Origin of the sequence: Bradyrhizobium sp. SZCCT0231 (genome assembly GCF_018130245.1) — a bacterium.
Lineage (GTDB): Bacteria > Pseudomonadota > Alphaproteobacteria > Rhizobiales > Xanthobacteraceae > Bradyrhizobium > Bradyrhizobium japonicum_F.
Genome location: NZ_JAFCKP010000002.1, coordinates 599,824 through 612,031, shown reverse-complemented (window position 1 = coordinate 612,031; position 12,208 = coordinate 599,824). Strand labels below are relative to the sequence as shown.

Below are 12,208 nucleotides of genomic sequence, written 5' to 3'. Positions count from 1 at the left end.
CTGGAATTTGGCGCCGCCGCACGAAAGCCGTCGTCTGGCGCGCACTCGTCTCAAGCTGCTCAGCTCCACACAGCTGCGCAACCACTCTCGTCCAGTCCTCGTTCAGAAGCGATTCGTCTGCCATGCCCCTTGGAATCACGTGTGATTCCAACACTCAAGAATAAACTTAACGCCTATGGGGAAGGCCGGGTGCCAGCTCGCACCCGCGGTCCGCTGCGCGAGAAGCACACGCAGGAAGAACCGCACAGCAGCATACAGGTGTAGCCAATCACTCGGCCTTCCCTGCGCAGTGGTTTTACGGCTTATGTCGTGCTCTCCCCGGGGAGCGATGCACTATTGCCCCCGTCGCCTTGCGGATGGCTGATGCGCAGACCCGGTCGGGCCGCCACATCACCGCAAGACTTGACGCACAGACCCCGGGCGTCAGGACCACACGATTTCGTCGTACGCCGATCACACCTGTCGCTGGCGCAAGGTCTTCGCTCACGGTTGCCCGCCCTGCGAAGCTTTTCGCGCCGATGTAACCTGCGTCCACCGCCGCCCAGCCCGCGTTCGTGACGATCGCGATACGCCCCTCTTCGTTGGGCCGGGTTGCGGCGACATATACGCCGTTTCCGAATTTCGGTAAAGTGGAATATATTTGACGGCCTGGGTTGACCGGCATTTTGGGTGTTTTGCCCGTCGGGCAACGCGACATCCTGTAGCCCGGATGGAGCGGAGTGTAATCCGGGGCTCTCACCAACGAATACAGCCGTCCCGGATTGCGCTCCGCTCCATCCGGGCGACGGGACTGTGTTGATTTGCCCGACCGGGGCCCACCTTGGTATGGTTCCTGCAGGCAACTCAGCCTCCATTCCCTGACAGACCGAGACAATGCCAAGCTCAAGACCCGACCGCATCCGCAAGCTCCTCGCCGATCTCATCGGCTTCGACACCGTCAGCGACCGCACCAATCTGCCCCTGATTGCCCATATCGAAAGCTACCTCGCCGCATTCGGCATCAAGGGCGAGCGCGTCGTCGACGAGACCGGCGAGAAGGCTTCGCTGTGGGTCACGATCGGGCCGGAGGACCGGCCGGGCTTCGTGCTGTCGGGCCATACCGACGTGGTGCCTGTCGTGGGCCAGGATTGGAGCCACGATCCGTTCAAGCTGGTGGAGCGCGACGGAAGGCTCTATGGCCGCGGCACCACCGACATGAAGGGCTTCGTCGCGGTGTGCCTTGCCATGGTGCCGGAGATGGTGGAGGCCGGGCTCAAGACGCCGATTCATCTGGCGATCTCCTATGACGAGGAGATCGGCTGTGTCGGCGTGCGGCCGATGCTGCGCGAGGTCGCGAAGAAGAAGGTCACGCCGCTCGGCGCCTTCATCGGCGAGCCGACCCAGATGCAGGTCATCATCGGCCACAAGGGCAAGCACGGCGTGCGCGCCACTTTCCATGGGCTCGCGCGTCATTCCTCGATCGCGCCCGAGGGCGTCAATGCGATCGAATATGCGGCCGAGCTGATCGTCGAGATCCGCCGCCGCGCCGTGGCGCTCGCAGCCGCGCGGTCCAACGACAGCCTCTACGACGTTCCGCACTCGACGCTGCTCACCAGCATCGTGCATGGCGGTGCCGCGCTCAACATCGTGCCTGATACCTGCACGGTCGATTTCGAATGCCGCGGCATCGGCATCGCCGAGTCCAGGGAGGTGACGGATGCGATCGTCGCCTGGGCCAAGGCCGAGCTCGAGCCCGCGATGAAGGCGCAGCATCCGGACTGCGGCATCGATTTCGAGGAGATCCTCGACTATCCCGCACTCGACACCGCCGCCGACGCCGCCATCGTCACGCTGGCCAAGAGCCTTGCGGGCCGCAACGACCACGCCAAGGTCGCGTTCGGCACCGAAGCGAGCCTGTTCGCCAGCATGGTCGACATCCCCTCGGTCGTGATCGGCCCCGGCGCGATCGCGCAGGCGCATACGCCGGATGAGTTCGTGGAGATGGCGGAGCTGGAGAAGTGCGCGGGGTTCGTGGAGCGGCTGATCGCGCATTGTGCGAAGGCGGCGTCGTAAGTGCTGTAGGGTGGGCAAAGCGGAAGCGTGCCCACCACTGTTGCCGCGATCGTGGAGAGATGGTGGGCACGGCGCGAAGGGCGCCTTTGCCCACCCTACGAGAGCCAGCGCGGCCGCCTCATCTTTCCTGCAAGGCCAGCCTGACACCGACGGCGCAGTAGATGGCGCCGACCACCTTGCCCTGCCATTTCACCACAGCCGGGTGACGACGCAGCAGATTGCCGAGACGGCCAGCGCCAACGGCGAACACGACGGTGCTGACGAGGCCGAGCAGCACAAAGACGATGCCGAGGATCGCGAGCTGAAGCGCAGTCGCACCGTGTTCAGGCCGGACGAACTGCGGCAGGAAGGCGAGGAAGAACAGCGCGGTCTTCGGATTGAGCACCTCGGTCAGCACGGCCTGCCGGAATGCGCGCGTCGCGGTGATCGCGGGCATGCCGCCATTCAGCTCGGTCGGCACCTTGTCGAGCATGGCGCGAATGCCGAGATAGATCAGGAAGCCAGCGCCCGCATATTTGACGATGCTGAACAGCATTGCGGACGTCGCGATGATCGCCGACAGGCCGACGATCGCCATGCTGGTGTGGATCAAATCGCCGGCCGCAATCCCCGCGCCCGTCGCGATCCCCACCTTTGTTCCGGAGCTCGCCGCCCGCGCCATGGTGAGCAGCGTGGCCGGGCCCGGAATGAAGACGAAACCGAGCACGATGAGGATGTAGGTTATGATGGTGGTGTGGTCGATCATGCGTGGGTCTCCCGGTTGGATCGGCGTAACAGGGAGGCATCCAGTACGCAGCGGCTTCTCGAAGAAAAAGGCGCGGCCACCGGCCGCGCCTTCACGATTGCTACACCGCCCCCGCCTTCTGCGCGTAGTGCCATGATGCCTGCGACAGCGGCACGGTGCGCTTGGCGGATTCGAGCGCCTTGGCGTTGGCGGCGGTGCCGTCGCGGATGCGGCCGGCGATGCCTTGGGTGATGCCCGCGAGGCGGAACAGGTTGTAGGAGAAATACCAGTTGAGGTCCGGGACGCTCATCCTGGTGACATTGCAGTAGATCTGCGCCGCCTCTTCCAGGCTCGGGATGTTGAGCGCCTTGAGGTCGACGCCCTGCAGGCCCGGCATGATCCACTGCATCAAGAGATAGGTGAAGTCCGCCATGGGATCGCCGAGCGTCGACAGCTCCCAATCCAGCACGGCCTGCACGCGCGGTTCCGTTGCGTGGAAAATCATGTTGTCGAGGCGGTAGTCGCCATGGACGATCGAGACGCGCGCCTGCTCCGGCACGGTCTTCGGCAGCCATTCGGCGACCTTCTCGAATTCCGGAATGTGCTGGGTCTCGGACGCCCGGTACTGCTTGGTCCAGCGGTCGATCTGGCGCGCGAAGTAATTGCCCGGCTTGCCGAAGTCGCCGAGGCCGATCGCCATGGGATCGTACATGTGGAGCTTGGCCAGCGTCTCGATCTTGCTGGTGAAGATCTTGCGGCGCGCTTCCGGCTCCTGGCTCGGCAGCGTCGGATCCCAGAACACGCGGCCCTCCTCCATCGACATGATGTAGAAGGCCGCACCAATGACGCTGTCGTCCTGGCACAGCGCATAGGCGCGCGCGACCGGAAAGCCCTGCTTTCCAAGCGCCGCGATCACCCGATATTCGCGATCGACCGCATGGGCCGAGGGCAGCAATTTGCCGAACGGCTTGCGGCGCATCACGTAGGAGCGCTTCGGCGTGTTGAGGCGATAGGTCGGGTTGGACTGGCCGCCCTTGAACTGAAGCACGACCAGCGGGCCTTCGAAACCTTCGACGTGCTCGCGCATCCAGGCTTCCAGGCGCAGCTCGTCGAAACGATGCCGCTCCTCGACGGGCTTGGTGCCCGAGAACTCTTCGTCCTTTCTGACGCCGTCAGCCACGATGACGCTCCCTCTTCAGTCCTGACCGTTTCAGGTCGAGCATGATCCTAATCGGTAACCGCTGACGCACTTGCGTCAAGCGGTCACCCAATCATGCCCTGTCTTTTCTTTGGATCGGGAGCGCCTCCCGGCTCTCCCTGCGATTCCGTTCCGACAAATCGGAACGGAATCTCTAGATTCTTGTTTGACGCGTTTTCTCAGCGCGAACCGGTGTCCACTTCGCTGGAAAACGCTATCAATGACCGGGAGAGTTTGCATACTTCCGAAGTTCAAGCCTGGCAATGGCGCGGTTGTGCACCTCGTCCGGACCGTCGGCGAGACGGAGCGTGCGGATGTGGGCGTAGTCCTTGGCAAGGCCCGCTTCGTCCGAGACGCCGGCACCACCGAAGGCCTGGATCGCCTCGTCGATGATCTTGAGCGCCATGTTGGGCGCTGCGACCTTGATCATGGCGATCTCGGCCTGCGCGGTCTTGTTGCCGACCTTGTCCATCATGTCGGCCGCCTTGAGGCACAACAGACGCGTCATCTCGATGTTGGTGCGGGCTTCGCCGATGCGCTGCTCCCACACGCTGTGCTCGACGATCTTCTTGCCGAACGCGGTGCGCGAGGCGAGCCGCTTCACCATCTTCTCCAGCGCCTCCTCGGCCTTGCCGATGGTGCGCATGCAGTGATGGATACGGCCCGGACCGAGGCGGCCCTGCGCGATCTCGAAGCCGCGGCCTTCGCCGAGCAGGATGTTCTCCTTCGGCACCCGCACGTTGTCGAGCAGCACCTGGGCGTGGCCGTGGGGCGCGTCGTCGAAGCCGAACACGGGAAGCATCTTCTCGACCTTGATGCCTGGCGTGTCGAGCGGAACCAGGATCTGCGACTGCTGCTGGTGCTTGGCCGCCTTGAAATCGGTCTTGCCCATCAGGACCGCGATCTTGCAGCGGGGATCGCCGACGCCGGACGACCACCATTTGCGGCCGTTGATGACATAGTGGTCGCCGTCGCGCTCGATGCGGGTCTCGATGTTGGTGGCGTCGGACGAGGCGACCGCCGGTTCCGTCATCAGGAAGGCGGAGCGGATCTCGCCGTCCATCAGCGGACGCAGCCATTTGCGCTTCTGCTCCTTGGTGCCGTAGCGGATGAACACTTCCATGTTGCCGGTGTCGGGCGCGGAACAGTTGAACACTTCCGAGGCCCAGGTGATGCGGCCCATCTCTTCCGACAGCAGCGCGTATTCGAGATTGGTCAGTCCCGCGCCGCGGAATTCGTCGTCCTCATGCTCGTTCGGCGGCATGAACATGTTCCAGAGGCCTTCGGCCTTCGCCTTCTTCTTGAGATCCTCCAGCACCGGGATGACCTTCCAGCGCTCGCCGCTGCGATCCTGCTCGTCATAAACAGGCACCGCCGGGCGCACGTGCTTGGCCATGAAGGACCGCACGCGGTCGAGCCATTCCTTCTGCTTGGGCGACATATCGAAGTCCATGGGACGCTCCTCGTTTCTCTCTCGCTGGTCCTTTTGCGCCGGACTGTCCTCCCGCCGCGCGCGGCCCGCAAGCGCGAATGCGCATGCCTTGCGAGGCGCACCGGAACCATCGCAGTTGCGAACGGGTCCCGATTGCGGATTGACTTTCCCGGCCTTCAAACGATAGTTTCATACAACTGTTTGAATTGCAACTCCCCTCCCTGAGGGCTCCCATGGCCAGCGATCATACGAGGTCTGCCATTCTCGCCGCCGCCGAACGGCTCTATGCCGACCGCGGCTTCGGCGACGTGACGCTGCGCGACATCGTCGCGGAGGCCGGCGTCAACCTCGCCGCGGTGAACTATCATTTCGGCTCCAAGGACGAGCTGATCGCCGAGCTGTTCGTCACACGCTCGATCGCCACCAACCGCGAGCGCCTGCGCGAATTGAAGGCCGCGGAGGAAGAAGGCGGCGGCCGCGCGCCGATCGAGGTGATCCTGCGCGCGCTGGTGGGGCCGACCTTGCGGGGTTGCCTGGGGCCGGAGAACCAGCGTTCGACCGCCGCGCGCTTCATGATCCGCGCCTCGATCGAATCCGTGCCGCCGATCCGCCGCATCAAGAACCGCGAGATCGACCATTTGCGCAAATTCGCCGGCGCGATGCGCAGGTCCCTGCCCGACCGCAGTGACGTCGATATCTATTGGGGCCTCAATTTCGCACTCGCCATGGCGCACCACACCATCCGCGAGAGCGAGCGGCTGACGAAGCTGTCGGAAGGCAAATGCGACCTCGACGACGTCGAGGACGTGGTCGCGCGCGTGGTCAGCGTGGCGACGATGGCGCTGACGGCGGGACGGACGGAGGCGAAGGCGGCGTCAAAGGTGGCGGCGCGTTAGGCCTCACATCATCGCGATGCAGTCGATCTCGACGTCGAAGGGGCCGAACCATTCCGGCGTGCAGACGAAGATCCGCGCCGGCGGATAGTTGGGGAAATAGCGCGCATAGACCGCGTTGAACGCGGCGAAATGTTTCGTGGAGGTGCAGTAGACGTTGCACTTCATGACGCTGTCGAGGCTCGCGCCCGCCGTCTCCAGGCAGAGCTTCATCTGCTCCATGACGAGCTCGCTCTGGCGCTCGATCGGCACTTCCGCGGACGAGATCGGTTCAACGCGGAGCGCTTCGCGTTTCATCGGCGGCCACCTTCGGTTCGAGCGAGACTATCTGCTGACTACATCATTCTGTAGACAGCATACTTCGCTTGAGCTCGAAGTGTGGATGCGGGAACTACGCCCGCTGCGGCATCTCCTCGGCCTCTTCCTTGGCGAGCAGCAGCAGCATCTCGATACCCATCTCGCCTTCCTGCGGCGAGCGGATGAACTTTATTTCGTCGGCGCTTTGCCGCAGCGCGGCAATGATGGCGACGGCCTGATTGGCGGTTGCCGCCTCGGTCGCCAGAATGGCCTTCTGGTCCTTGGCCTGGAACCCGATCGTGTAGGACATTCACTTCCCTCCCGCACTCAAGTGGAGAGATCGAAGCAGAGTCTCGCGCGGAACGGAAGCCTGTGCGACTACGGATCGGGGTTATCTGGGGGCTGCAGGCAAGCCTCACGCAAGTCCCAGGCGCGCGGCTCGACACGACAGGCCCCCTCTCCCCAAGGGCTCTGGGGAGATGAAAGCGCGCGCTAGATGATACCCTGTTGTTTCAGGGTCTCGATCTTCTGCGCATCATAGCCGAGCTTGCCGCCGAGCACCTCCTTTGTGTGCTCGCCCAGAAGCGGCGGGGCGCGGTAGGTCTCGATCGGCGTCTCCGAGAGGGTCAGCGCGTTGCGGACCAGCGAAAGATCGGGCTCGAAGGGATGGTCGACCTTCACCCGCATGCCGCGCGACTGGACGTGCGGATCGGAAAACACCTGCTCGAAATTGTTGATCGGACCTGACGGCACACCGGCCTCCTCCAGCTTCTCCAGCCAGACAGCCACCGGCTGCTTCAGGAACAGGCCGGCGAAGATCGCCATGATCTCCTTGCCGTGCACGACGCGGTCGTTGTTCCTGACGAAGCGCGGATCGTTCGCGAGCTCGGGCTCGCCGAGCACGGCGCAGGTGCGCTGAAACTGGCCGTCATTGCCGACCACCAGCATCAGCTCGCCGTCGGCGCAGCGGAACACGCCGGCCGGCATGCCGCCATTGCCCCAGGTGCCGCGGCGCGGCGGCGTCTTGCCGTTGACGAGATAGATCTGCAGCCAGTGCGACAAGGATGCGATGACGGTATCGAACAGGCAGACGTCGATGTGCTGTCCCTGCCCGCCATTGGCGTCGCGATGGTAGAGCGCCGAGAGAATCCCGATCGAGGCGTTCATGCCGGTCATGTAGTCCACGATCGACGGGCCGACCTTCATCGGGCCCTCGCCAGGCTCGCCATCGATATGGCCGGTGACGCTCATCAAGCCGCCCATCGCCTGCAGGATGGCGTCGTAGCCGGCGCGCGGCGCATAGGGTCCGGTCTGGCCGAAGCCGGTCACCGAGCAATAGATGATGCCGGGGTTGATCGCCTTGATGGTCTCGTAGTCGAGGCCGTAGCGCTTGAGATCGCCGACCTTGTAGTTCTCCATGAAGACGTCGGCGTCCTTGGCGAGCTCCCGGACGATCGCCTGCCCTTCCGGCTTGGCGATGTTGACGGTGACGGACTTCTTGTTGCGGTTGGCGCAGAGATAGAACGAATTGTTGTTGTTGGCCTTGCCCTCGGGATCGCTCAGGTAAGGCGGGCCGAAGGCGCGCGCGTCGTCGCCGGTGCCCGGCCGCTCGATCTTGATCACCTCCGCGCCGAGATCGCCCAGCATCTGGGCCGAAAGGGGTCCGGCGAGCACACGGGTGAGGTCAAGGATCTTGATGCCTGAGAGCGGCAAGGCCGACATGTCGATTTCCTCCGGGGAACTGAATCTTGGAGCTGATTTTGGCGCGGCGGCTCCAGCCCTGAGGTTCGGCCGCGACTGCGCTCACTGCGGATACACCATTTTGGCGGCCTGAGCACTGCGCTCCGGGCATGCGCCTATCCCGGCCGACAGCAGCGGCGGCCGGCGGGCGCAAATTTCCGCGCTGCGAATATAGCGCCGAAGGCGCCGCGCCGCGGCTAGAATCTGAAGCTGACGCCGCCCCGCACCGATTGGAAGCGCGGATGCTGTTCGTAGCTTCCGGCGACGTCAGGCCAGAGGAAGCGGGTGGTGCCGAAATCACTGTAGCGGTATTCCAGCCGTGCCGAAATCCGATTGGTCAGCGCCGCCTCGCCGCCGACGCCTGCGGTCCAACCCGTCTTCGAAATGTTGGCATCGACAGGCGCAGTCGCGAATAGCGCTGAATTGTCCGCCCAGCGGTACCTCAGCTCCGTGAACGCCACGCCGCCCGTCACATACAGCAGCAAGCGCTCGGTCGGCGTGTAGCCGAGACGCCCGCGAATGGACGCCTCCCAATCTTTGCGCGCGTCGTATCGGAAAGGGCCGAGCGTGAAGCCGCCATCAACCCGACCTCCCTCCGCATCGCCCTCGATACCGACCACGAACCGATCGATTTGATGATTGTAGCCCACATGGACACCGCCAAACCCGCCGCCAGGGTGGAAGCGATGAGTGAACCCGGTCGGCAACCCACCGAGGGCAAATTCGACGGTACGATCCTGGCTCCATTGGTAGCCACCCTGGACGCCGGCATAGAAGCCAGTCCATCCGAGAGGCGGCGCCGCAATCGAGCGGGCTGCCTTCACGGGCAAGTCGGTGGCCGCCGCGGCAGCCGCGGAGCAGGCCAGCGCAGCGAGGCAGATTAGCGTGCGTTTCATCGCAGATTCCAAACCGCGAGGAGTTACACGTTCAACTCTAGCTGTTTCCGCTCGCCCTTGCTGTTGCGGCCGAGTGACACTCGGCGGAAACGAGGAGAGAGTTGCGCATCGCACTGCAATCTGCGTGACCAGCGTGGCCTCAGAGCGCGCCAGCAGCGGCCACTTGCGGCCGTCGCCGTCCCAGCAGGACCAGGATCAACACCGTCGTGCAGGAGCAGACGAAGGTGAGACCGAGCGCAGCGCGGCCGCCGAACTCCGTCAGCAGGCCGGCGAGCAGCGGCGGCGAGATGGCGGAGGCGAGGTTGAGCGGCAGCGCGATCATCGACATCGCCTTGGCGAACTCGGCCTGGTCGTAGAACACGAGCGGGATCGTCGCCCGCGCCACCGCCATCGCGCCGCTGCCGGCGCCATAGAGCAGGATGAAGACCGCGACCGCCCAGGCGGCGCCCTCGCTCATCATCAGCAGCAGCATGGCGACCGGCAATGCGGTGCCCGCAACGAGCCCGGTCGTAATGCCGTCCCACCGCCCGCCGCCGAGGAAATCCAGCGCGCGGGCGCTGACCTGGATCACGCCCAGCATCGAGCCGAACGCCAGCGCCTGAGCCGGCGCCAGCCCCTCCGCCCGCAACAGCTCGATCAGAATCGCGCTGATGCCGAAAGTGACGAAGGCGTTCAGCGTGATCGCGGCGACGACGAGGCCGAACGTGCTCCTTGGAATCGCAGGCGGCGGCAACCGCCTGGCCGGCTCGGCGCCATCCTCCTTTGCGATCTGCCGGCGCGGCGCGCAAAACGCATAGAGCGGGAGGCTGACGAGGAGCATCATCGCCGCGTAGACCAGGCACGTCCCCCGCCAGCCGAGCTGACCGCTCAGGAACGAGGTCGTCGGCCAGAAGATGCTGCTGGACAGGCCCGTCACCAGCATGAGCGCGCCGATCGCGTTCTTGGCCTGCCGCCCCGCGATCTCGTTCAGCATGATATAGGCGCCGGTCGACAGCGTGGCGCTGCCGGCGACGCCGAGCACGATCCACGCGGCGAAATAGAGCATCGGCTCGCGCGCGAGCGACAGCAGCACAAAGCCCGGCGCAGTGACGATCGTGCCGACCATCATGACCGTCCGCGCGCCACGCCGCGCAAACGACTTGGCGAGCAACGGACCGCACAGCCCCATCGAGACGTAGAGAACGGACGTCCCGGCGAACACCGCCGGCAGGCTCATGCCGAGATCGGCGGCGAGATTGCGCCCGACGATGGCGGGAAGGCCGATCGTGCCCCATCCAACCAGCTGCGTGATCGCGAGCACCAGCAGGACGCCGATCAGCCTGCCGTCAGATTTCAAGAACTGCATTCCAAACGTCGCCTGCCCGCAAGGCGCTGATTGCGCCGGCTCGCATCTCTTAGCGGGAGATCGCGGAATCGAGGAATGTCGGTTCCGAATGCCATGGAGGCCCGCTTTGCAGAGCGGCGGAAGCCAGGGCCTGATTGACATGGACCACTCTCTGGTCCATTTTATCGAAACACGAAGAGGGACAATGAGATGCGGGTCTCCGTCACTGAGGCCAAGGGACAACTGACCGATCTTGTCCGTCGTGCGGAAGCTGGCGACGAGGTGATCCTGACGCGACATGGACATCCTGCGGTGCGGCTCGTTCCGATCAAGCTTCCTCCGGACCCTGCGACCCGGCGCGCGGTGCTCGAGGCCGCCCGCAAGAGCGGCGCGGCCAAAGCTCTTCCCGGCCCGGATGCGGCGCGCAGTCAGGACTTTCTCTTCGGCAACGATGGCATGCCGGAATGATCGCAGTCGATACGTCGGCACTCATGGCGATCGTGCTCGACGAGCCCCAAGCCGATGCCTGCATCGCTGCGCTTGAGACCGCGGACGAAATCCTGATCTCGGCCGCCACCGCCGCGGAGAGCCTGATCGTCGCTGCGCGCCGCGGCGTGCACGAAGAGATGAAGAGTCTGGTCGCAAATCTCGGCTTGAACGTGATCTCGGTGACCCAAGCATCCGCCGAACGCGTGGCGCAGATCTACTCGCTTTGGGGCAAAGGCAATCATCCTGCCAGCCTCAACTTCGGCGACTGTTTCGCCTATGATGTCGCCAAGGAGCATGGCTGCGCCCTGCTCTATGTCGGTGATGACTTTGCAAAGACCGATATCGCAGCAATCGCGTAAGCCGGCCAGCGCGTAACGCTGCGAAGTTGCGAGCGCCAATTCAAAGAGCTGAGAGCCTGCTCGCCGCGCTCGCCTCAAGCGGTGCGGCCGGGATCGACATGCTTCGGGGTCTTCTTGTCGCGTTGGGGCGTCATCTTGGCCGGATCAGGCGCATCCGGCACGCCGCGCGGACCGAGCTGGTCGCGCTGGATGTCGTCCTCGGAGCGGGATGGCTCGATACCATTGGGCTCACGGGGCTTGGTCATCGCGGCCTCCTTCTTTCGAACGCCAAGTCTGCCGAACGCCAAGTCTGCGGCGAGCTCTACACACCGAGCGCGTTTTCGCCGGCTTCGCGGCCGGGCACGCTGACATGGACTTCATGTCCCTCACGAAGGGCCAGGGATGCCGCGGCCACCGCCGACTCGAATGCGGCTTCCTTGGTGGCGTACCGGCTCTTGACGTCGCCGTCATGCAGCACACCCCATTCGTCCTGCACCGGCACGATGGCGTATTGAGCGAGACCCATTGTCCTACTCCTGATTTGCCGTTCAAAAGATCGTCTGAACTCTCAACGCGGTACCGGGCTCAACGTTGCGTCAGCTGCGGATGGGCACGATGCGATCGCAGCCGCGCACGACCTTGCGCAAGGCTGGTGCCATTTTGTTGCAGAGCGTACCCGAGACGATCATGACATCGGACTGCCTTGGCGAAGCGCGAGGAGCCGCGCTGTCGAGATAGTTCATGGCGGTATCGCCTCGCAAGCCCTGCCTGATGCTGCAGGCACGGCTCCGTCTCGCTCTCAGTTTCCTCGACCTCGAGCTCAAA

The 12,208-nt window shown here is 64.3% G+C and carries 14 protein-coding genes and 1 pseudogene; 4 read left to right on the top strand and 11 right to left on the bottom strand.

The window, feature by feature from the left end; translation table 11 throughout:
- Positions 1 to 873 precede the first annotated feature (873 nt).
- Positions 874 to 2,052 carry an acetylornithine deacetylase gene (argE, locus tag JQ566_RS10375; protein ID WP_212372115.1) on the top strand — a complete coding sequence of 393 codons (1,179 nt, stop codon included), beginning with the start codon at positions 874 to 876 and terminating at the stop codon, positions 2,050 to 2,052.
- Between the two features lie 118 nt (positions 2,053 to 2,170).
- On the opposite strand, the gene JQ566_RS10370 is transcribed toward argE, so the two are convergent.
- The 3 genes from JQ566_RS10370 to JQ566_RS10360 all read right to left on the bottom strand — a co-directional run bounded on the left by JQ566_RS10370 (position 2,171) and on the right by JQ566_RS10360 (position 5,427).
- Positions 2,171 to 2,797 carry a LysE family translocator gene (locus tag JQ566_RS10370; protein WP_212372114.1) on the bottom strand — a complete coding sequence of 209 codons (627 nt, stop codon included), beginning with the start codon at positions 2,795 to 2,797 and terminating at the stop codon, positions 2,171 to 2,173.
- A gap of 100 nt (positions 2,798 to 2,897) precedes the next feature.
- Positions 2,898 to 3,956, bottom strand: coding sequence for a phosphotransferase family protein (locus JQ566_RS10365; RefSeq protein WP_212372113.1), 1,059 nt, complete (start codon positions 3,954 to 3,956; stop codon positions 2,898 to 2,900).
- A gap of 235 nt (positions 3,957 to 4,191) precedes the next feature.
- A complete protein-coding gene (locus tag JQ566_RS10360) occupies positions 4,192 to 5,427 on the bottom strand; it encodes an acyl-CoA dehydrogenase family protein (protein WP_212372112.1) in 1,236 nt (411 codons plus the stop codon).
- A gap of 212 nt (positions 5,428 to 5,639) precedes the next feature.
- Here JQ566_RS10360 and JQ566_RS10355 point away from each other — a divergent pair, with 212 nt between their 5' ends.
- The gene (locus JQ566_RS10355) at positions 5,640 to 6,302 is read left to right on the top strand and encodes a TetR/AcrR family transcriptional regulator (protein ID WP_212372111.1); all 663 of its coding nucleotides are present in this window, start codon (positions 5,640 to 5,642) and stop codon (positions 6,300 to 6,302) included.
- Positions 6,303 to 6,305: 3 nt separating this feature from the next.
- Here the strand turns inward: JQ566_RS10355 and JQ566_RS10350 are convergent, their stop codons facing one another.
- The 5 genes from JQ566_RS10350 to JQ566_RS10330 form a co-directional block, all read right to left on the bottom strand.
- Positions 6,306 to 6,596: a RidA family protein gene (locus tag JQ566_RS10350; protein ID WP_212372110.1), complete on the bottom strand. Its 291-nt coding sequence runs from the start codon at positions 6,594 to 6,596 to the stop codon at positions 6,306 to 6,308.
- Positions 6,597 to 6,690: 94 nt separating this feature from the next.
- Positions 6,691 to 6,906 carry a hypothetical protein gene (locus JQ566_RS10345; RefSeq protein WP_036010888.1) on the bottom strand — a complete coding sequence of 72 codons (216 nt, stop codon included), beginning with the start codon at positions 6,904 to 6,906 and terminating at the stop codon, positions 6,691 to 6,693.
- Positions 6,907 to 7,088: 182 nt separating this feature from the next.
- Positions 7,089 to 8,318 carry a CaiB/BaiF CoA transferase family protein gene (locus JQ566_RS10340; RefSeq protein ID WP_212372109.1) on the bottom strand — a complete coding sequence of 410 codons (1,230 nt, stop codon included), beginning with the start codon at positions 8,316 to 8,318 and terminating at the stop codon, positions 7,089 to 7,091.
- Between the two features lie 215 nt (positions 8,319 to 8,533).
- Positions 8,534 to 9,232: an outer membrane protein gene (locus tag JQ566_RS10335; protein ID WP_212372108.1), complete on the bottom strand. Its 699-nt coding sequence runs from the start codon at positions 9,230 to 9,232 to the stop codon at positions 8,534 to 8,536.
- Positions 9,233 to 9,371: 139 nt separating this feature from the next.
- A complete protein-coding gene (locus tag JQ566_RS10330; protein WP_212372107.1) occupies positions 9,372 to 10,577 on the bottom strand; it encodes an MFS transporter in 1,206 nt (401 codons plus the stop codon).
- Between the two features lie 189 nt (positions 10,578 to 10,766).
- On the opposite strand from JQ566_RS10330, the gene JQ566_RS10325 reads away from it, so the two are divergent.
- Complete coding sequence (locus JQ566_RS10325; RefSeq protein ID WP_212372106.1) at positions 10,767 to 11,024, top strand: type II toxin-antitoxin system Phd/YefM family antitoxin; 258 nt, start codon at positions 10,767 to 10,769, stop codon at positions 11,022 to 11,024.
- Entirely contained in the window at positions 11,021 to 11,404 is a 384-nt protein-coding gene (locus JQ566_RS10320; RefSeq protein ID WP_212372105.1) for a type II toxin-antitoxin system VapC family toxin, read from the top strand. Before JQ566_RS10325 ends, JQ566_RS10320 begins: the two co-directional genes overlap by 4 nt.
- A 74-nt stretch (positions 11,405 to 11,478) precedes the next feature.
- Here the strand turns inward: JQ566_RS10320 and JQ566_RS10315 are convergent, their stop codons facing one another.
- From JQ566_RS10315 to JQ566_RS10305, 3 genes and pseudogenes are all read right to left on the bottom strand, one after another.
- Complete coding sequence (locus JQ566_RS10315) at positions 11,479 to 11,649, bottom strand: hypothetical protein (protein ID WP_212372104.1); 171 nt, start codon at positions 11,647 to 11,649, stop codon at positions 11,479 to 11,481.
- A 56-nt stretch (positions 11,650 to 11,705) separates the two neighbouring features.
- Entirely contained in the window at positions 11,706 to 11,909 is a 204-nt protein-coding gene (locus JQ566_RS10310) for a hypothetical protein (protein ID WP_027576884.1), read from the bottom strand.
- A gap of 79 nt (positions 11,910 to 11,988) precedes the next feature.
- Positions 11,989 to 12,105, bottom strand: a pseudogene (locus JQ566_RS10305) (NADH-quinone oxidoreductase subunit B); the annotation flags it as partial.
- Positions 12,106 to 12,208: the final 103 nt, after the last annotated feature.

Bases quoted from the DNA above. Each gene is read 5' to 3' on its own strand.
- argE (WP_212372115.1), top strand. From the start codon at position 874: ATGCCAAGCTCAAGACCCGACCGCATCCGCAAGCTCCTCGCCGATCTC.
- JQ566_RS10370 (WP_212372114.1), bottom strand. From the start codon at position 2,797: ATGATCGACCACACCACCATCATAACCTACATCCTCATCGTGCTCGGT.
- JQ566_RS10360 (WP_212372112.1), bottom strand. From the start codon at position 5,427: ATGGACTTCGATATGTCGCCCAAGCAGAAGGAATGGCTCGACCGCGTG.
- JQ566_RS10355 (WP_212372111.1), top strand. From the start codon at position 5,640: ATGGCCAGCGATCATACGAGGTCTGCCATTCTCGCCGCCGCCGAACGG.
- JQ566_RS10350 (WP_212372110.1), bottom strand. From the start codon at position 6,596: ATGAAACGCGAAGCGCTCCGCGTTGAACCGATCTCGTCCGCGGAAGTG.
- JQ566_RS10345 (WP_036010888.1), bottom strand. From the start codon at position 6,906: ATGTCCTACACGATCGGGTTCCAGGCCAAGGACCAGAAGGCCATTCTG.
- JQ566_RS10340 (WP_212372109.1), bottom strand. From the start codon at position 8,318: ATGTCGGCCTTGCCGCTCTCAGGCATCAAGATCCTTGACCTCACCCGT.
- JQ566_RS10335 (WP_212372108.1), bottom strand. From the start codon at position 9,232: ATGAAACGCACGCTAATCTGCCTCGCTGCGCTGGCCTGCTCCGCGGCT.
- JQ566_RS10330 (WP_212372107.1), bottom strand. From the start codon at position 10,577: ATGCAGTTCTTGAAATCTGACGGCAGGCTGATCGGCGTCCTGCTGGTG.
- JQ566_RS10325 (WP_212372106.1), top strand. From the start codon at position 10,767: ATGCGGGTCTCCGTCACTGAGGCCAAGGGACAACTGACCGATCTTGTC.
- JQ566_RS10320 (WP_212372105.1), top strand. From the start codon at position 11,021: ATGATCGCAGTCGATACGTCGGCACTCATGGCGATCGTGCTCGACGAG.
- JQ566_RS10315 (WP_212372104.1), bottom strand. From the start codon at position 11,649: ATGACCAAGCCCCGTGAGCCCAATGGTATCGAGCCATCCCGCTCCGAG.
- JQ566_RS10310 (WP_027576884.1), bottom strand. From the start codon at position 11,909: ATGGGTCTCGCTCAATACGCCATCGTGCCGGTGCAGGACGAATGGGGT.